We start from the raw sequence: 19312 nt of genomic DNA on the forward strand, positions 1-19312 counted from the left end.
CTCACGGCTCACGGCTCACGGGCGAAATGGTGCGATGGAATAGATGAAGGTGGGACCGCGCGTCGGTGCCGTATCGACAGCTCATCGTCATTCATGATGACTGGCAACCCTGACCGTCGACGAATGCAGCGGCCCCGCCGCGACAGGTACCCTTGCCGCCCTCGACATCATAGAAACGCCCGATAGATCCGCCGCGCCACACGTTGGGGCCGAGCGCGCGCCGGGTTCACATCATCGGCGATCGCGGATACGCCACCAACACCGCTTGTCGCGACGCGTACACAACGCAACGCATCGCGACAAACCGGCCGTGCTTGCAGCCACCGTGCGCCGCCCTGCGCCTCGCGAGAACCCCACGCGCGAGCATCCGCCTGCACGGCACGCGATGCCGTCGCGCACCGCAGAACACGGACGGCACACCGCGCGCCCTATTGCGCAGCGATCCGACGACGGAAATGCTCGGTGCCGGCCACGATCTTGTCGAGCACCGCATCGAGTGCCCAGAATCGTTCACGCACGTCGTAGTCGATCGCACGGCAGCGGATCGACGCGAAGGTGCCGATCCGCTGGTGATAGAGCTTCGCGAGCGCCGGATACCCGAGCGCCTCCGACACCGCCGAGACGACCAGGAACGTCGAAAGCTCGTCGGCCAGTTCGGGATGCGCATCCCCTTGCGTGCGCAACCACCGGTACAGATCCGGATGAAAGTTGGTGAACACGCCGTTGAAGCCGGCGGAACCCGCCTTCATCGCATCCCGCGCGATCGCGGCATTCGCGTTGAGGATCTTCAGCGGCGAGCCCTCGGCGAGCGCGACCCGCCGCTTCACCGTTTCCAGGTCGCAGCTCACGTCCTTGAGCATCACGAACCGGCCCGTGTCGATGCACGCGCGCAGTTCGTCATCCGACAGCAGCCGCCGGTAAGGCGCCGGACATTCGTACAGCCCGAGCGGCAGGTCCGACGGCAATCGCGCAAGCAGCCGGTGAAGGTGGTCGAGCAACGCGGCACTCCCCTGGCGCTGCGGATCGAGGCGGTTGGTCACGAGCACGACGCCCTGGGCGCCCGATTCGGCCGCCGCGCACAGCTCCGCGGCCTGCGCGTCGAGATCGTCGCTGATGTGCCCGGACGCGACGACGGGCACGCGCCCGGCCACCCGCTCGACCACGAAGCGCGCGAGCTCCGCGCGTTCGGCCAGACTCAGGAACTGCATCTCGCTCGATTGCGCGACCGCGAACAACGCATCCGCGCCGTGCGCGAGATACCACTCGATCAGCCGCTCGAGCCCTGCGTAGTCGATCGCGCCGGCGTCGTCGAACGGCGTCAGCATCACCGGCACGATCCCTTCGATGGTCACGTTCGCTTGCTGCGGGTGTTGCATCTGTTTCTCCTTGCTTCAGTGAATGCGGGGGTAGGCTTACGCGGGCAACGGCCCGGGCGCGGCGTTCGCGGCCTGCTCGGGAATCGGCTTGCGCACCAGCAGCAGATAGGCGATCGCACCCGCGAACGCGATCGCCGCGGCGGTCAGCAGCGCCGGCACGAACGACCATTTCTGCGCAATGATGCCCGTGAGGATCGGCGCAAGCGCGCCGCCGACGAAGCCGCCGAAATTCTGGATCGCGCCGAGCGATGCGACGCGGCTCGGCGGCGCGGCCGCCGTCGCGAGCGCCCACGAGCAGGCCGACGCCGCGTTCGCGAGAAAGATCACGACCGAGATGCAGGCGAGCGCCACCGTGTTGCTCTGCACGAGCGCGGCCGGGATCGTGAAGACGACCATCCCGAGCATCGCGACCACCACCGCATTGCGCCGGCTCACGACGGGCGAACGGCTGCGGCGCGTGACCAGGTCCGACACCCAGCCGGCCACCAGCGAGCCGACGAACCCGCACAGGAACGGCACCGACGCGGCGAAGCCCGTCCGGATCAGGCTCATGTGCCGCTCCATCGTCAGGTAGCCCGGCAGCCAGGTCAGGTAGACCCAGTTCAGGTACACGGATCCGAAGTAACCGATCAGCATCCCCCAGGTCGTGCCGTGCGAGAACAGGCTGCGCCATTCGGCGAACGTCAGTTTCGGTGTCGCGGCCACGCTTTGCGCGTCGGCATCGAGGTAGTTGCGCTCGGCGGCGGACAGTTGCGCGCGCACCGGATCGCGATACAGCGCGAACCAGACGACGGCGACGACGAGACCGAGTGCCCCCGTCACAATGAACGCCCAGCGCCAGTCGAACGACGCGACGAGGATCGACAGCAGCAACGGCGCGAGCGCGGTGCCGAGCGGCGACGCGGCGTTGAAGATCCCGGTCGGCGTGCCGCGCGCGCGCAGCGGAAACCAGTTGCTCACCACCCGCGCGGCCGACGGGAATTGCGGCGCCTCGCCGATGCCGAGCACGATGCGCGCGACGATGAACCAGCCGAAGGTCGACACGATGCCGCCCGCCGCCTGAGCGAACGACCAGACGATCAACCCGACGCCGAGCAGCCGGCGCGGCCCGATACGGTCGACGAGCCCGCCGACCGGAAACTGGCACAGCGCATAGCTCCACGAGAAGGCCGACAGCAGCAGCCCCATCTGCGCGAGCGACAAGCCGAGATCGCCGCGGATCGCCGCGCTCGCGACGGCCAGCGTGCCGCGATCGAGGTAGTTGACGATGCCGCTCGCCATCAGCAGTGCGAGCGCGATGCGTTGCCCGCGCCGGATACGCGGCGGGGCGGGCGGAACGGTCGAGGTTTCGTTCATTGCGGTTGTCTCCATGTCACTGGTATCGGCCGGTTCCGGCCTGTCCGTCTGATGCGGCATTCAGGGTTCGAGGCGCGCCACTTCGTCGCGCGTCGGAATCGAGGTCTGCGCGCCGTGGCGCGTCACGCTGATCGCGGCGGCGCGCTGGCCGAAGCCGATCGCGTCGTCCATCGACGCGCCGCCCGCGCGGGCGGCCGCGAACCCGCCGACGAACGTGTCGCCGGCCGCGGTCGTATCGACGGCGGCCACCGTCAGCGCCTGCAAGCGACCGTTACCGGCGCCGCCGCGCCAGCAGACGCCCCGCGCGCCGAGCGTCACCAGCACGTTGCCGACGCCCTTCGCGCACAGCGCATCGGCGGCGCGCACGGCCGATGCGTCGTCGCCGACGGCGATGCCGGTCAGCGATTCGGCTTCGGTTTCGTTGACGACGAGGTAGTCGACCCGTGCCAGCAGCGCGTCGAACAGCGGCTGCGCGGGCGCGGGATTGAGCAGCACCGGCGTGTGGTGCGCGGATGCACAGGCAATGGCGCGCGCGACGGCGGCAACCGGCACTTCGAGCTGGCACACGAGCAGCGCGGCCTCGGCGATCGCATCGCGCGCCGCGTCGATCCGGTCGGCGTCGAGACGCGCATTCGCGCCGGGCACGACGACGATGCTGTTCGCGCCGCCCGCGCCGACCGTGATCGTGGCCACCCCGGTCGCCGTGCCGCCGATCCGGCCCAGGTGCGTCACGTCGATACGTTCGGCCGCCAGCGCATCGTGCAGGCGCGCACCGAACGCGTCGTCGCCGACGCAGCCGATCATCGCGACCGACGCGCCCAGCCGCGCGGCCGCGACCGCCTGGTTCGCCCCCTTGCCGCCATGAACGGTCTGGAAATCCGTGCCGAGCAGCGTCTCGCCCGGCACCGGCAGGCGCGGTGCGCGCGTCACGAGGTCGATGTTCACGCTGCCGACGACGGCAATGCGCGGTGAAAGGATGTCGCTCATCTTGCAATGTAATCGCTTACATTTGCGGCGGACAAAATGGCCGGATCGGCCGTCGTCGATGAAAATCTCACGATATGGATAGAATATGTGTCTGACATAATGCGGAAGCACGCCAAGATAGCGCTTACATTCTCACAGGGTCGAGCGGGAATGCAAGCGGCGCCACCACGAATCGAGGGTAAACAATGACGCATTTGACAACGCGCGGCGCCGTCACTGCCGCCCCGCCGGGAGCCGGCCGATGAGCACGCCTCCGTCCCGCGCCGGCGCGCCCCGGGCGCGCCGCGGCAGCGGCCGCTCGGTGCTCGGCGACGTCGCGAAGCTGGCCGGCGTATCGACCGCGACCGTCTCGCGTGTGTACAACGATCCCGGCAAGGTGTCGGCCGACGTGCAGCAGCGCGTGCGCGACGCGGCGCGCGCGCTGAACTGGATTCCGAATGCGGCGGGCCGTGCGCTCGCGTCCACGCGCACCCACATCACGGGCGCGATCATTCCGACACTCGACGACCAGGTGTTCGCGTCGCAGGTCGCGGGCATGCAGACGGTCATGGCCGAACACGGCATCACGCTGTTCCTCGGCTGCTCGAATTACGATCCCGCGCAGGCGCTGGCCCAGGTGCGCGCGATGCTGTCGCGCGGCGTGGAAGCCGTGTCGCTGGTCGGCGAAGCGTATCCGCCGGAACTGTTCGAACTCCTTGCGATGCACCGCGTGCCGTACGTCGTCACGTATGCGTACCGCGACGACAGCCCGCACTGCTGCATCGGCTTCGACAACCGCGCGGCGTTCGCGCGGCTCACCACCCACCTGCTCGACCTCGGCCATCGCGATTTCGCGATCATCATGCAGCCGTCGGCCGACAACGACCGCGTACAGGCCCGCCTGCGCGGCATCCACGACACGCTCGCCGCGCGCGGGCTAGCGGTGCGCCCCGTCCATCAGCACGAGGGCGCGGCCACGATCGCCTTCGGGCGGGCGAGCCTGCGCGCGATCGTGAACAGCGACGCGGCGACGCGGCCGACAGCCGTGATCTGCGGGAACGACGCGCTCGCGCTGGGCGCGCTGCTCGAGGCGCAGGCGCTCGGCATCGACGTGCCCGCGCAATTGTCGATCACCGGGTTCGACGACGTCGCGCTCGCGCGCGAAATCCAGCCGCCGCTGACGACGATGTGGGTCGACACCGACGCGATCGGGCGCCAGGCCGCACAGGCCTTGCTCGACGCGCTCGAGAACGGCGCGACGGGGCCCGGTCATGCCGTCTTGCCCGAATTGCGTACGCGGGGATCGGCTGCGCCACCGGCGCACGCGCGCGCAGCGGGAAAGAAATGAGGCCGTGGCGGGCGGCTTCGGCCGCCCGGCCCGCTCGTCACTGCATCACGTCGACCGGCAGCGTCTTGTCGAGATTGTCGTGCCACGCCTGGATCGTCTTCGGCACGGTTTTCTTCCACGCGGGCACGTTCGAGTAATAGCGCATCCGGACGTTGCTCTGCGCGTCGAACACGAGCAGCCCGATCCACAGATCGTTGCCGCGGCGCATCACGATCGCGGCGTTCGTCGTCGCGATGCCGCGCACCCAGTACGACGTCACGCGCGCGTTCAGCCCGTCGAGGTCCCTTGCTTCGGCGCCGTAATTGACGATGTCGACGAGCGTCTGGTAATCGGCACCGAGCAGCTTGTGCGCGGTCGCGTTCTGCGTCGAGTCGCCGACGACCTCGAGGCTCAGCAGGTCGGCCGCCGGCGCGGCCTGGAACTGCGACGCGGTCAAGTACTCGCCGCCGTAGGAGACACCCATGCCGGCCCCGCAATCGGAATCCGCGCCGTCTTGCGTGATGCCGACGCGTCCGCCCTTCCGTTCGAACTCGAGCCGGCACTTGTCCTTGCGGTAGGTGCCGACGTCGCCGTGCAGCACGATGTCGCCGTCGAGCCCGCCCGTATTCGCGCCATTGTTGCCGGCCAGCTCGAAATGCAGTCGCGGCGGCGTGCCGGTGAACGTCAGCACACCACCGAACGACGGGTTGGCGCTCTTCATGTACCACGTCTGCTGCCAGCGATCGGCGGCCAGCGGCCTGCCGTTCAGGCTCGCGAGCCGTTCGCGATAGCGGTCGCCGAGGCACGATTCGTCGGCACCGCACCGGTCGCGCTGCTTGAGCCATTTCACCTGCGCGGCCTTCAGCGCGGCCGTATCGCCGCCTTTCGCGAGCGCCTGCTTCCACGCCGCCGCGAGGTCGCCGTCGAGCTTCGACAGCGCGGCATCCGCGCAGATCGTCTTCTCGGTTGACGAAGCGGCCTTCGCGCAGTCGAAGCCGGCCGCGTGCGCGGCGGCCGGCAACAGCGTCAGCAGCGCGGCCGCCGCGACGGATCGCACACGCATGTGCAATGCACCTTCGGCGGAAATCGCGGTTTTCCCGCGAGCATTCGATCGGTTCTGGAGGGTCATCGGCTTGGATCGTCACTGGATCGCGCGCCTGTAGAAGCTACCTGCACGCGGCATTCGAGGTAAAAACGCCCGGCCCGGCATGGGGTGCATGCCGTTGCTCGCCGAAGCCTAACCCGAATGCGCGACGCCGATCAATCGACGTTCGATGTCGGCGCAACCGTCTCGGCGGCCTCGCGGCATAGCACGATGCCGTCGCGCAATGCGGCTTCTGCGGCGGCATCGACCGACAGGATCGATGCGCACGCAACGATCAGTTCGAGCCCGCGGCTCGCATGATGCCCCTTGCACAGGCCGCACGGCGTGATCGCGTTGTGGCGCCTGCCGGCCTTCCGGATCTGCTGGCCGACGCAATACGGCGGTCAGCCGTCGAACGGCACCAGCTCGTAACTCGTGCTCCGGCCGCCGGACGACGAGCGTTGCAGCACGCCGCGCTCGACGAGTTCAGTGATGTCACGCAGCGCCGTATCCTGCGAGCACTTCGCGAGCGCCGCCCACTTGGTGCTCGTCAACTTCCCCTCGAAGCCGTCGAGCAGGCGATTCATGACCTTGGCCTGCCGTTCGTTCATCGCGACGCCGGCACATCGTTGCCAGAAGCGCGCCTTGACCAGCACGGCGTCGAGCGTCGCATGCGCGTGATCGATGGCCCGGCCGAGCGCGGTCAGGAACCACGCGAGCCATTCCGTGACATCGAGCGAACCGCGCTGCGTCCGCTCCAGCACGTCGTAATACGCGTTGCGCTCGCGCTGGATTTGCGCCGACAGGCTATAGAAGCGTTGCGGACTGCGGTCGGCACGCGCCAGGACCAGATCCCCGAGCGCACGCGCGATGCGGCCGTTGCCGTCGTCGAACGGATGGAGCGTGACGAACCACAGGTGGGCCAGGCCGGCCCGGATCAGCAGGGGCTCGACCGGCACGGCATTGAGCCACGCGAGAAAGCGCCCGGTTTCGTCGGCGAGGCGCGCGGCGGGCGGCGCCTCGAAATGCACGCGCTGGCGGCCAATCGGCCCGGACACGACCTGCATCGGCCCGGTCGCATCCGTGCGCCAGCCACCGACCGTGATCCGCGACATCCCCGAGTAGCCGGTCGGGAACAGCGCTGCATGCCACCCGAACAGGCGGGCTTCGGTGACCGGCGCCGCCGCATGGGTGGTCGCGTCCAGCACCATGTCGACGACGCCCTCGACGTGGCGGTCGACCGGAGCCAGCGCGCCGATATCGACGCCGAGCCGACGCGCGATCGACGACCGCACCGATGCCACGTTCAGGCTTTCGCCCTCGATCGCGCTGGTCTTGACGACGTCCTCCGTCAGCGCGGCCAGGCTGGCCTCGTCGCGCAGCGCCAGGCCGACGTCCGCCAGCCGCCCGGCCAGCATGCCTTGCGCACGGCTGACGTCGGCGAGTGGCGTTGCCAGTGCAGGCAGGTCGAAGCGCCATGCGGGCCAGTCGGCCGACGCCCAGATGAAGGTGTAATCTCCGCTCATGATGCGGAGATTATCCCACCGATTCACCGCACGGCTCAATATTCTCCGCAAACTATGCGGAGAATAACGCGCCATTCACCGCAACCCCGCCCCGCTACGGCGCCCGGCCCGCGCTGCCCTTCGCCGCGGGCGCGGCCTCCCCGAGCCGTTCCGCGAGAAATCCGATGAACGTGCGCAGCGTGACGAATCCTTCCCGATGCTGCGGAAACACCGCGTTGAGCGTGATCGGCGACGGCGCATACGCGTCGAGCACCGGCACGAGCGCGCCGCTGTCGAGCGCCGCGCCGACGATGAAGTGCGGCAGCAGCGCGATGCCGAGCCCAGCGATCGCCGCGTCGCGCACCACTTCGCCGTTGTTCGCGACGAGCGGCCCCTGCACGTCGAACGTGCGCGCCGCGCCGTCGACGCGGAATTCCCAGCCGATGCGCCGCTCGCGCCCGTACAGCAGGCACGTGTGGCCGGCGAGATCGGCCGGCGTCTGCGGCGTGCCCTGCCGCTTCAGATAGGCGGGGCTCGCGCACGCGATCATCCGCCACGCGCCGAGCGGACGCGCGATCAGCGTTGAATCCTCGAGCGAGCCGATCCGCAGCACGAGGTCGAAGCCCTCGCCGATCAGGTCGACGCGCCGGTCGGTCAGGTCGAGGTTCAGCCGCACGGCCGGGTGCGCGGACAGGAATTCGGCGATCAGCGGCGACACGTGCGTGATCCCGAACGACAGCGGCGCGCTGATTTTCAGCGAACCATGCAGCTCGGTGCTGCGCACCGACATCGCCTGCTCGGCGTCGGCGATCTCCGCGAGGATCCGCTGCGCGCGCGCATAGAACTCCTGCCCCGATTCGGTTACCGCGAGGTTGCGCGTGTTCCGGTGCAACAGCCGCACGCCGAGCGACGCCTCCAGCGCCATCGTGCGCCGGCTGACGAACTGCTTGGACAGCATCAGTTGATCGGCCGCCGCCGTGAAGCTGCCGGCGTCGACTGTCGCGACGAAGATCCTCAGGTCATTGATTTCCATATTGTCCACTCCATAGCGACAGTCATTATCTCTACAGCCATTTATTTGTCAAATCGATTGACCTAAGATTCATCTCAACGAACGGCCGGTCCCACTTCCGAGGTCCGGCGTCTTGAGGAACAAAAATCATGATCGATATCCGTGCAGCAAACCAACGTGGCCGTGCGGAGCATGGCTGGCTCAGCTCCCGTCATACGTTTTCGTTCGCGAATTACTACGATCCGAAGCAAGTCGGCTTCTCCGACCTGCTGGTGATCAACGACGATCGCGTCGCGCCGGGCCGCGGCTTCGGCACGCACCCGCACCGCGACATGGAGATCCTGTCGTACGTGCTCGACGGCGCGCTGGAACACAAGGACTCGATGGGCACCGGCTCGGTGATCGTGCCGGGCGACGTGCAGCTGATGAGCGCGGGCACGGGCGTGCGCCACAGCGAGTTCAACCACTCGCCGGAACTGCCGGTCCACTTCCTGCAGATCTGGGTGGGGCCGTCCGAGAAGGGTGCCGAGCCGCGCTATCAGCAGACGAATGTCACCGCAGACGACAAGCGCGGCAAGCTCGCCCTCGTCGTATCGCCGAACGGCGACGCCGGTTCGCTGAAGATCCGGCAGGACACGCGGATTTACGCGGGCTTGTTCGACGGCGCCGAACGCGCGACGCTGGAACTGGCGCCGGACCGCTTTGCGTACGTGCACGTGGCACGCGGCAGCGTGTCGGTCAACGGCGTGACGCTCGGCGAAGGCGACGGCGTGCGCATCCGCGACGAACGGACGCTGACGTTCGCCGACGGGAAGGATGCCGAAGTGCTGGTGTTCGACCTGCGTCCGGTCGAAGTAACGGCCGAGTGGGCATGAAGCCCGTTCGGGAAACCGGGCCCCGCTGAACGCGGGGCCCTTTTAATCGGAGATTCGCAACATGGCCAAGGTTCTCGTTCTTTATTACTCGTCCTACGGGCACGTCGAAACGATGGCGCAGCACGTCGCGGAAGGCGCGAAGTCGGTGCCCGGCGTCGAGGTCACGCTCAAGCGCGTGCCGGAAACGATTCCCGTCGACCAGGCCCGGGCGATCGGCGTGAAGGTCGACCAGGCTGCACCGGTCGCGACCGTGGACGAACTTGCCGGCTACGATGCGATCATCTTCGGCACGCCGACCCGTTTCGGCAACATGGCCGGCCAGATGCGCACGTTCCTCGACCAGACCGGCGGCCTGTGGATGAAGGGCGCACTCGTCGGCAAGATCGGCAGCGTGTTCGCGTCGACCGGCACGCAGCACGGCGGCCAGGAAACGACGATCACGTCGTTCCACACGACGCTCCTGCACCACGGGATGGTGATCGTGGGCGTGCCGTACGCGTGCAGCGGCCTCGTCAACATGAACGAAATCACCGGCGGCACGCCGTACGGCGCCACCACGCTCGCGGGCGCGGACGGCAGCCGCCAGCCGAGCGCGAACGAGCTCGACATCGCGCGTTATCAAGGCAAGCACGTCGCGGAACTCGCCAGCAAGCTCGCGTCGTAACAGGCCGCCTTCGCGGCCCCGCACACGCGCACACGGCGCCGGTCGACCCGGCGCCGTGTGCGCTGTGCCCAGGCCCGGCCGTTACTGGCCCGACGCCGGGGCGGCGGGCGCCGCCTTCGTCGCGGGCGCCTTCTGCGCGGCGTTCTGCGGGTAGTTGCTCTGGTCGTTGGTCAGCCGGTAGCCGCTGCCCGTGCCGATCGCCTTCAGGTCCGACGCGTGACGCGCCCGGGCGGCCTTGCGGGCCGCCTTCTTCTGCGCCTTGTCGATCTGCTTCTGCGTCGGCGCGGACGCCGGATCCTGCGCATACGCCGCCGGCGCGGCGGTCAACAGCAGACCGAACGACGCCGTTACTGCCACTGCCACCGAAACCACGCGAGACTTCTTCATGGCCGGACCTCCTTGTCGATTGTTGATTGTGAGTAGGACACCGGCGCGCACACGACCGCTTGCGACAACGGCACCGATGCAACGTTAGCCGAACAGTATCCGCTTGTCCCTGTGCGTTCCTGAATTCTCCCGATAACGGCAACGATACGTGGGCAGCGCGTATGCCGTCGTTCCGGCGCGTCGCCCGCGCCATCAGGGAAACCGATAACCCGGCCTGGCCTGGCCCGGCCGGCGTTCAGATCCAGCGCGACAGCACCGGCAGCAGGACCGGCACGACGAAGGCGGTGAGCACGCCGTTCAATCCCATCCCGAGCCCGGCGAACGCGCCGGCCTCCTCGCTGACCTGGAACGCGCGCGCGGTGCCGATCCCGTGCGACGCGACGCCGAGCGCGAACCCGCGCACGGCCGGTTCGTCGACGCGCAGGGCGTTCAGGATCCCGCGCGCGCACACGGCCCCGAAGATCCCGGTCGAGATCACGAGCACGGCGGTGAGCGACGGAATCCCGCCGATTTCCGCCGCGACGGCCATCGCGATCGGCGTCGTCGCCGATTTCGGCGCGAGCGACGCGATCGTCTGGTGCGACGCCCCGAACAATGCCGCGATGCCGACCGCCGACACGATCGCGGTCAGCGAGCCCGCGAGCAGGCCGACCAGCAGCGGCACCGCGGCGCGGCGCAGCTTCGACCACTGGCGGTACAGCGGCAGCGCGAGCGCGACGGTCGCGGGGCCGAGCAGGAAGTGGACGAACTGCGCGCCTTCGAAATACGTCGGGTACGGCGTGTGCGTGATCGTCAGCAGCACGACGATCAGCGCCACCGCGATCAGCACCGGGTTCGCGAGCGGGTTGAAGCGCGCCCGCGCATAGACGGCCTGCGCGAACAGATATGCGATCAGCGTGATGGTCAGGCCGAGCAGCGGGCTCGCGGCGAGATAGACCCAGATCGCGCCGAGTTTCGGGAAGGCCGTCATTGCGTGCCCTCCACCGCATCGCCCGCGCGCCGCTGGCGCCGCAGCAGTGCACGCGTGACGAGCGCCGTCACGGCGATCGCGAGCGTGGTGCTGACGGCCAGCGCAACGACGACCGCGAGCGCATCGCCGCGCACGCGGTCGGCCGACACCATGATGCCGACGCCGGCCGGCACGAACAGCAGCGACAGGTGGCGCAACAGCTCGAGCGCGGTCGGCTCGATCGCGTCGGCCACCTGCGGGCGCAGCATCACGAAGCCGAACAGCAGCAGCATGCCGATCACGGGCCCCGGCACCGGCAGGCCGAACAGGTAGGACACGCCTTCCCCGAGACACTGGAAGGTCAGCAAGACCGCGAACGCCTGCAACATGAAACGCTTCTCCCGAACGGGGCCGCGCTGTCGTACGGCCGCGCGACCGATGGCCGGCGGCTTGCGGCGCCGGCGTGGACGATACGCGCGATCGTACCAACAATGCCCGCCGCGCGGGCCTTGCGGGGCCGGGCCAACGATGCGGGCGGTCACGGGCACGCCGTGAAGCACCACGCGAAGCCGATGACGATGCGGCGCGGTTCGCGAAGGAGCTCGCGTTGCCGAACCGGGACGAAAAAGCACGGGCGATCGGGGCGTGCGGGTTGCAGTCCGGCACCTTCGCCCGGTTCACGCGCCGCACGCAACAAAGGCGGGCATGCGCCCGCCTCGTCGTCATACGCGTTCACGCTGCCCGCGCCACGGGCAGCGCGAGTGCGAACCCGTCGCTTACTTCAGTCGCGTCGCGAGTTCATTCGCCATCGCCTTCGTCGCGGCCTTCGTCGGCGCGTCGCCGGCCAGCGCGTTCAGCAAACCGAAATCATGGATCGTGCCGTCGTAGCGCGTGGTCGTCGCATCGACGCCAGCTGCGTCGAGCTTGCGGCCGTATGCTTCGCCCTCGTCACGCAGCACGTCGAACTGCGCGACCTGGATCAGCGCGGGCGGCAGGCCCTTCAACTGCGCGGTGCTTGCGCGCAGCGGCGACGCGTAGATCTCGTTGCGTTGCGCTTCGTTCTTCGTATAGGCATCCCAGAACCACTTCATCATCGGCCGCGTCAGGAAGTGCCCTTGCTGATACGCGTTGTACGAGCCCGTGTTGAAGTTGTGGTCCGTGACCGGCCACATCAGCCCCTGGAAGCGGATCGCGGGGCCACCCTTGTCCTTCGCCATCAGCGCCACCACGGCCGCCATGTTCCCGCCGACGCTGTTGCCGACCACCGCGAGGCGGCTGCCGTCGACGCCGATCTCCGCGCCGTGCGCGGCCACCCACTTCGTCGCCGCATACGCCTGGTTGATCGCGACCGGGTAATGCGCTTCCGGCGACGGCGTGTAGTTCACGAACACCGCGACGGCCCCCGATTGCACGACGAGATCGCGAACGAGGCGTTCATGCGTCGGAAAATCGCCGAGCACCCAGCCGCCGCCATGGATGAACACGAACACCGGCAGCGTGCCCGTCGCGCCTTGCGGGCGGACGATCGTGACCGGCACGGACAGGCCGTCCTGTTCGATCGTGCGGTTCGACACGTCGATCCCCGACAGGTCGACCTTCGTGCCGTTCTGCGCGTCGACCAGCACCTGTCGCGCCTTCGCGGGGCTCAGCGTTTCGAGGCCCGGGCCCTTCTGGCCGTTCAGCGCGGCGAGGAAAGCGCTCGTCGTCGTATCGGGGCGGGCGGTATCGGCACCGGCGGCGAATGCGGTGGTCGAGGCGGACAGTACAGCGGCGACGGCGGCAGCGATCAGCAGCGGCTTGACGATCTTCATGATGGTGTTCCTTGGCTTTAGCCGGTAAATGACGATGGATGATTCGCAGTGCGATCGATCAGGCAAGCGTGAGCGTGACGTCGATGTTGCCGCGCGTCGCGTTCGAATACGGGCACACGAGGTGCGCGCGGTCGATCAGCGTCTGCGCGATGTCACGATCGAGGCCGGGCAGCGAGATCGTCAGTTCGACTTCGATGCCGAAGCCGTTCGGGATCGCGCCGATGCCGACGCTGCCTTCGATGGAAGCGTCCGCGGGCATCGCGATCTTGTCGCGGGCCGCGACGAACTTCATCGCGCCGATGAAGCACGCGCTGTAGCCGGCGGCGAACAGTTGCTCAGGGTTCGCGCCTGCACCGCCCGCGCCGCCGAGCTCGCGCGGCGTGGTCAGTTTCAGGTCGAGGTTGCTCTCGGGCACCGTGGCACGGCCGTCACGGCCGCCGGTGGCTTTTGCATGGGCGCGGTACAGCACTTTTTCGATCGACATGACAGACTCCTTTTCAGCAAATGAATGAAACAGCCTTCGAACCGGGGACCGCGTGCCGACAGCCTTGCTGCTCGCATCGCGCTTGTTTATCTACTCATAGATAGATAAACATCCCCAAAAAATGCAGATGGTCGAGCCATCTGCGCCAGAAGTCTATCTACCTATAGATAGACAGCAAGACTCAATAAAAAGGCGGCGAACCGCCTCACTGCATGCGCGCTCCGTCAGGACCGCTTTTTCCAGACGGCCTCGACATCTTCGAGACGCGCCCGTGTGTGAAACAGCCGGCTGGCCAGCACACTGCCCTGGAACGCCGCGTACAACGTGCGCGCGGCCGTCTCGGGCTCGCCGCTGAACTGCAGCGTGCCTTCCTGCGCACCCTGCTTCAACAATTCCGCCAGCCAGCTCTCGTTGGCCTTGAAGAACGCCTGCACCGCCTGCCGCACATTCTCCGGCAACGTTTCGATGTCGGCCGCGAGCATCCCGCACAGGCAGATCAGGTTGCCGTCGCCGAGCGTGCGGCCGAACATCTTCGTGTACAGGCTCAGCTTCACGTCGGCCGGCAACGCCGGATCGATCGCCCGCACGGCCGCGAGGACTTCGTCGCTGTAGGCCGCCACCGCTTCCAGCACGAGGTCGTCCTTCGACGGGAAGTAGTAGTGGATGCTCGACGTCTTCACGCCCACCAGGTCGGACAGGTCTCGATAGCTGAAGCCGTTGTAACCGCGCTGCATCATCAGCGTGATCGCGTGGTCGAGAATCTGTTCGCGGACGGTCGGTTTCGTTTCCATGGATCGAACTTTATCTACTCATAGATAGATAGTCAAGAACTTTATTTGGGGCGCGATGAGATGGTGTGCAAGCCGTGGCTCGACTGTCGAGATGCGCGGAACGCCGTGCCGAGGCTATTCAACCGACGCCCGATATTTCGCTTGATGAGTCCGCGGGCACCGCGAACCGGCCACGGCCGGACGTCGCACTTGAATCCGCGCCCACGTGATCAGAGCGCGGATGACCGGCGCCTGCGTCGCTTCGATCAGAAACGGTAGGCAAATGCGAAGGCAAGCAGGCGGCGTTCGATTGTGCAAACGATGGCGGCAACACTGTGATCAACCACCCATAACAAGACTCGACGTGTGCTCATACGCACCGGACTCGACATCCGTGCCCTACCGGTTCTGTTGGGTGAAAGCCTTCAGAGACCGAACGGTACGTACGCATTCAGCGACTCGGGCGACTCGATGAACCCGGCTTCCCCGAACGTGCCGAGCCCACTGCCCCGCTTGCAGGAAAGAGGCGCGGCACCCGCGACAACCGCGAGTGCCTACCACTTAATTTTGCAGAAAGTCGAGCACCATGCGATTGAATGCGTCCGCATGCTCCCACTGCGCCCAGTGCCCGCATCGCCCGAATACATGCAGGTGAGCATTCGGCATGCCCCACACGAGCCGCAGGCCCACATCCATCGGCACGAAACGATCGTCGCGCCCCCAGATCACGAGCGCGGGCGCCTTGATTTCGTTCAACCGGTGACCATAGTCGGGAAACTGCTTCGGATTGGCAGCCAGGCTTTTCACGAAGTTCTCGAGATGATCGCGCCGCGCCAGCATGTTATCGAGCCGCGTCTGCGTCAGCTCTTCGGTCATCGTGCTCGCGTCGTAGACGAACACGTTGAGCATCTTCTTCAGGTTCTCGAGCGTTGGGTTGCGATACAGCCCTTGCAGCAGCTTGATGCCTTCGGTAGGCATCGGCACAAACTGGCTCGGACCGCCCGTGCCGCCGCCCATCAGCACCAGCTTGCCGACGCGCTCCGGATACGACAGCGCGAAGGCCACCGCGCTATGCCCGCCCATCGAGTTGCCGACGAGATGCGCGCGCTCGATGCCGAGCGTATCCAGCACGCCCTTCAGCACACGCGCGTTGAGGTCGGAGCGCGAGCCGGTGCAGATGATCGTATCGCTCTTGCCCCAGCCGGGACAGTCGACGAGGATCACGCGATAACCCGCGTTCGCGAACGCGTCCACGTTGCGATGGAAGTTCGCCCAGCCGCTCGCGCCCGGACCGGAGCCGTGCAGCAGAACGAGCGTTTCCTTGCCCGCGCCGGTGTCGTTGTAGTGCACGCGCAGTTCCGTGCCGCCTTCCATCACGTTCACGAACCTGCTGGTCGCGGCCTCTGTATGAATCACGGTGTCAGTCATGTCGATGTCCTTCGTCAGATCGATTCGGTTCCAAGTGTGTGCGAGCCGTTGGCCGACTCGCGCGGAGATTTCGCGACCACGGCGAGCGCACCGAGCGCCGCGATCACGATGAGCGGAATGCTCGAGATCACGAGCATCGACGCGCTCTGGCCCAACGCCAGCAGTTGCCCGGCGATCAGCGGGCCGACCATCGAACCCACACGGCCGACGGCCACCGCTGCGCCGACGCCCGTGCCGCGCACCCGCGTCGGATACGTTGCCCCGGCAAGCGCATACAGCACCGATTGCGTGCCAACGAGAAACAGCCCCGCCAGCAGGCCGCCCCATGCCATCGACACGCTGCCCGTCGCGCTGGCGAGCGCCAGCAACGCAATCGCGATGCCCGCATACATGCCGACCACGACCGGCCGCTTGCCCATGCGATCCATCAGCCCTGCGATCACGATCGCACCGACGCCGCCGCCGATGTTGAACATCATCTGAACGATGCTTGCCTGTACCGGTGTGAGGCCGCGCGAGAGCACCATCGACGGCAACCAGTTCATCAGGAAATACAGCACGATCAGCGTTCCCAGGTAGCTGATCCACAGCGCGATGGTCGTTACCGCGCGCCCATCGCTGAAGAGCGCGCGCACGATGCCGTCCTTCGACTCGCGGGTCGCAGACTGGCTCGCCGCGACGAAGTGCGTCGACTCCTTCAGGAAGAGCGCCAGCAGCGGCAAGGTCAACAGCGGCCCGATCCCGCCGACATAGAAAATGTGCCGCCAGCCCTCAGCGCCCGGGCTGACGATGCCGATCACGGCCGCGAGCGCCGCGCCGAAAGGCATGCCGCAGTACATCGCGCCGACTGCCGTGCTGCGTTGTCCGGGCGCTGCCGCCTCAGCACACAGCGCGATCAGGTTCGGCATCGCAGCACCGAGACCGAGGCCCGTGAGAAAGCGCGCGACGAGCAGGCTCTGCAGATCCCACACCTGGGTCGTTGCAATCGAAAACATCCCGAACAGCGCGACCGACATCATCAGCACGCGCTTGCGGCCGATGCGATCCGCGAGCCTGCCGCCAATCGCCGCGCCCGGCAGCAGGCCGAGCGCGCCGATGCCGAATGCCCAGCCGAGCTGCGCGACCGCGAGATGAAACTCGCGTGCCATGCGCGGCGCGGCGATGCCGGTGGATTGCAGGTCGAGCCCCTCGAGGAGCGCGACCGCGAGGCACAGGCCGATGGTGATGGCGCCGCCGGCGCGCGTGGGGGAAGCCGTTGACGTTTTCATTGATGTCTCCAGGTTGAACGATGCAGCGCTCTTCATGGCGCGTGGCATACCGAATGGTTCAGGCGCGTGCTTCGCGCTTCTTGAGATCGAGCGCGACGTCGACGATCATGTCTTCCTGGCCGCCCACCATGCGTCGCTTGCCGAGCTCGACGAGAATGTCGACGGCTTTCAGGCCGTACTTCTTCGCCGCGATTTCAGAGTGCCGCAGGAAGCTCGAATACACGCCCGCATAACCGAGCGCGAGCGTTTCGCGGTCCACCCGCACCGGTCGGTCCTGCAACGGGCGGACGATATCGTCGGCCGCATCGAGCAGGCGATAAAGATCGGTGCCGTGAGGCCAGCCAAGGCGCTCGGCCGCCGCGATGAACACTTCGAGCGGGGCATTGCCCGCTCCCGCCCCCATGCCCGCCAGGCTCGCATCGATGCGGTCGCACCCCTCCTCGACCGCAACGATCGAGTTGGCCACGCCGAGGCTCAGGTTGTGATGGGCATGCATGCCCGTGTGGGTCTCGGGGCGAAGCACGGCCTTGAGCGCCCTGAAGCGCGCCCGGATGTCGTTCATGTTCATCGCGCCGCCGGAATCGACCACGTACACGCAGGTCGCTCCGTAGCTTTCCATCTTCTTCGCCTCGATAGCGAGGTGGTCAGGCGTGGTCATGTGGCTCATCATCAGAAAGCCGACCGTATCCATGCCGAGGCTGCGCGCATATTCGATGTGCTGCTTCGAAATGTCCGCCTCCGTGCAATGGGTCGCGACACGTACGACACGCGCACCCGCGTCGTACGCGGCCTTCAGGTCGTGAATCGTTCCGATGCCGGGCAGCAGCAGCGTCGCGATTTGCGCGTGCTTCACCACATCGGCGACCGCCTCGATCCATTCCAGATCGCCATGCGCGCCGAAGCCATAGTTGAAGCTCGAGCCCTGCAAGCCATCGCCATGCGCGACCTCGATGCTGTCGACCTTCGCCTCGTCCAGCGCGCGGGCGATGTCCTGCACGTTCTGAATCGAATACTGATGACGGATCGCGTGCATGCCGTCGCGCAGCGTCACATCGGAGATATAGAGTTTCTTGTCCATGATCGGGTGCTCCTTGCTTCAGGCGTTCACGAGCGACGCAGCCATGCGCTCGGCCGTTGCCAGCGCGGCGGAAGTCATGATGTCGAGATTGCCCGCGTAGGCCGGCAGATAATGGGCCGCGCCTTCCACCTCGATGAAGATCGAGGTCTTGAGTCCGCTGAAACGGCCGAGTCCGGGGATATGCAACGGCGCAACGGCGGGGATCTCGTCGAACTGCACGGATTGCTTCAGGCGATAGCCGGGTACATAGGCCTGGACCGCAGCGGCCATCTGGCCGACCGACGCTTCGATCTGCGCCCGGTCTGCCGCTTCGGACAGCACATAGACCGTGTCGCGCATCATGAGCGGAGGCTCGGCCGGGTTGAGCACGATGATCGCCTTGCCCTTTCCGGCGCCGCCGACCGCTTCGATCGCCTTCGACGTCGTCTCCGTGAATTCGTCGATGTTGGCGCGCGTGCCGGGCCCCGCCGACTTGCTGCTGATCGATGCGACGATCTCCGCGTAATGCACCTTTGCGACCCGCGACACGGCCGCGACCATCGGGATCGTCGCCTGTCCGCCGCACGTGACCATGTTCACGTTCGGCGCATCGAGATGCGCGTCGAGGTTCACCACCGGCACACAATACGGGCCGATGGCAGCGGGCGTCAGGTCGATCACGCGAATGCCGGGCTTGAGCGCGCGCAGGAACGCTTCGTTCTTCACATGCGCGCCGGCGGATGTCGCATCGAACACGAAGTCGATCTCGTCGAATACGGGCAGGCGCGCCAGCCCTTCCACGCCTTCATGCGTCGTCGCCACGCCGAGCCTCGCGGCGCGCGCGAGGCCGTCCGAGGCCGGATCGATGCCGACCATCGCCGCGACGTCGAGATGCCTGCCGCGACGCATGATCTTGATCATCAGGTCGGTGCCGATGTTGCCGGATCCGATGATCGCGGCTTTGCACCTCGTGTTGTCTGTTGCCATGGAAAT

19 protein-coding genes are annotated in these 19312 nt (G+C 67.1%); 3 read left to right on the forward strand and 16 right to left on the reverse strand.

All coding sequences use genetic code 11. From position 1 onward, the window contains the following. Positions 1 to 428: 428 nt before the first annotated feature. The 3 genes from FOZ70_RS28550 to rbsK are packed head-to-tail and all read right to left on the reverse strand — an operon-like array spanning position 429 to position 3719. Positions 429 to 1376: a dihydrodipicolinate synthase family protein gene (locus FOZ70_RS28550; protein ID WP_059492515.1), complete on the reverse strand. Its 948-nt coding sequence runs from the start codon at positions 1374 to 1376 to the stop codon at positions 429 to 431. A 36-nt stretch (positions 1377 to 1412) separates the two neighbouring features. Further along, positions 1413 to 2732, reverse strand: a complete 1320-nt coding sequence (locus tag FOZ70_RS28555) for an MFS transporter (RefSeq protein ID WP_060147806.1) — start codon at positions 2730 to 2732, stop codon at positions 1413 to 1415. A gap of 60 nt (positions 2733 to 2792) precedes the next feature. After that, a complete protein-coding gene (gene rbsK, locus FOZ70_RS28560; RefSeq protein ID WP_219707368.1) occupies positions 2793 to 3719 on the reverse strand; it encodes a ribokinase in 927 nt (308 codons plus the stop codon). Positions 3720 to 3960: 241 nt separating this feature from the next. Between rbsK and FOZ70_RS28565 the strand changes: the two genes are divergently transcribed. Next, positions 3961 to 5046: a LacI family DNA-binding transcriptional regulator gene (locus FOZ70_RS28565; RefSeq protein ID WP_048028857.1), complete on the forward strand. Its 1086-nt coding sequence runs from the start codon at positions 3961 to 3963 to the stop codon at positions 5044 to 5046. 37 nt (positions 5047 to 5083) lie between these two features. On the opposite strand, the gene FOZ70_RS28570 is transcribed toward FOZ70_RS28565, so the two are convergent. From FOZ70_RS28570 to FOZ70_RS28580, 3 genes are all read right to left on the reverse strand, one after another. Continuing rightward, positions 5084 to 6088, reverse strand: a complete 1005-nt coding sequence (locus FOZ70_RS28570) for a lysozyme inhibitor LprI family protein (protein WP_258025756.1) — start codon at positions 6086 to 6088, stop codon at positions 5084 to 5086. Between the two features lie 425 nt (positions 6089 to 6513). Next, positions 6514 to 7635 (reverse strand): Fic family protein, encoded by a 1122-nt coding sequence (locus FOZ70_RS28575; RefSeq protein WP_219707336.1) that lies wholly within the window; start codon positions 7633 to 7635, stop codon positions 6514 to 6516. A 94-nt stretch (positions 7636 to 7729) separates the two neighbouring features. Continuing rightward, positions 7730 to 8647, reverse strand: a complete 918-nt coding sequence (locus tag FOZ70_RS28580; RefSeq protein WP_219707337.1) for a LysR family transcriptional regulator — start codon at positions 8645 to 8647, stop codon at positions 7730 to 7732. A 128-nt stretch (positions 8648 to 8775) separates the two neighbouring features. Here FOZ70_RS28580 and FOZ70_RS28585 point away from each other — a divergent pair, with 128 nt between their 5' ends. After that, entirely contained in the window at positions 8776 to 9501 is a 726-nt protein-coding gene (locus FOZ70_RS28585; RefSeq protein ID WP_219707338.1) for a pirin family protein, read from the forward strand. Positions 9502 to 9562: 61 nt separating this feature from the next. Then, positions 9563 to 10165, forward strand: a complete 603-nt coding sequence (gene wrbA / locus FOZ70_RS28590) for an NAD(P)H:quinone oxidoreductase (RefSeq protein ID WP_021160677.1) — start codon at positions 9563 to 9565, stop codon at positions 10163 to 10165. An 81-nt stretch (positions 10166 to 10246) separates the two neighbouring features. Here wrbA and FOZ70_RS28595 read toward each other — a convergent pair whose 3' ends face one another. The 10 genes from FOZ70_RS28595 to FOZ70_RS28640 form a co-directional block, all read right to left on the reverse strand. After that, a complete protein-coding gene (locus FOZ70_RS28595) occupies positions 10247 to 10552 on the reverse strand; it encodes a hypothetical protein (RefSeq protein WP_021160678.1) in 306 nt (101 codons plus the stop codon). A 235-nt stretch (positions 10553 to 10787) separates the two neighbouring features. Further along, positions 10788 to 11522, reverse strand: a complete 735-nt coding sequence (locus tag FOZ70_RS28600) for an LrgB family protein (protein ID WP_048028849.1) — start codon at positions 11520 to 11522, stop codon at positions 10788 to 10790. Then, entirely contained in the window at positions 11519 to 11890 is a 372-nt protein-coding gene (locus tag FOZ70_RS28605) for a CidA/LrgA family protein (protein WP_021160680.1), read from the reverse strand. Before FOZ70_RS28605 ends, FOZ70_RS28600 begins: the two co-directional genes overlap by 4 nt. A 387-nt stretch (positions 11891 to 12277) precedes the next feature. Then, complete coding sequence (locus FOZ70_RS28610) at positions 12278 to 13312, reverse strand: alpha/beta hydrolase (protein ID WP_021160682.1); 1035 nt, start codon at positions 13310 to 13312, stop codon at positions 12278 to 12280. Positions 13313 to 13370: 58 nt separating this feature from the next. After that, positions 13371 to 13796, reverse strand: a complete 426-nt coding sequence (locus tag FOZ70_RS28615) for an organic hydroperoxide resistance protein (RefSeq protein WP_021160683.1) — start codon at positions 13794 to 13796, stop codon at positions 13371 to 13373. A gap of 224 nt (positions 13797 to 14020) precedes the next feature. Beyond that, entirely contained in the window at positions 14021 to 14587 is a 567-nt protein-coding gene (locus FOZ70_RS28620) for a TetR/AcrR family transcriptional regulator (RefSeq protein ID WP_059585905.1), read from the reverse strand. Between the two features lie 540 nt (positions 14588 to 15127). Further along, the gene (locus tag FOZ70_RS28625) at positions 15128 to 15994 is read right to left on the reverse strand and encodes an alpha/beta fold hydrolase (RefSeq protein WP_059856351.1); all 867 of its coding nucleotides are present in this window, start codon (positions 15992 to 15994) and stop codon (positions 15128 to 15130) included. A 14-nt stretch (positions 15995 to 16008) separates the two neighbouring features. Continuing rightward, entirely contained in the window at positions 16009 to 17262 is a 1254-nt protein-coding gene (mhpT, locus tag FOZ70_RS28630) for a 3-(3-hydroxy-phenyl)propionate transporter MhpT (RefSeq protein ID WP_219707339.1), read from the reverse strand. 58 nt (positions 17263 to 17320) lie between these two features. Continuing rightward, a complete protein-coding gene (dmpG, locus tag FOZ70_RS28635) occupies positions 17321 to 18343 on the reverse strand; it encodes a 4-hydroxy-2-oxovalerate aldolase (protein ID WP_346656419.1) in 1023 nt (340 codons plus the stop codon). 15 nt (positions 18344 to 18358) lie between these two features. Continuing rightward, positions 18359 to 19306, reverse strand: a complete 948-nt coding sequence (locus FOZ70_RS28640) for an acetaldehyde dehydrogenase (acetylating) (RefSeq protein WP_060221493.1) — start codon at positions 19304 to 19306, stop codon at positions 18359 to 18361. Positions 19307 to 19312 lie beyond the last annotated feature (6 nt).

It is taken from the genome of Burkholderia sp. COPS (assembly GCF_019425585.1).
Taxonomy (GTDB): Bacteria; Pseudomonadota; Gammaproteobacteria; order Burkholderiales; family Burkholderiaceae; genus Burkholderia; species Burkholderia cepacia.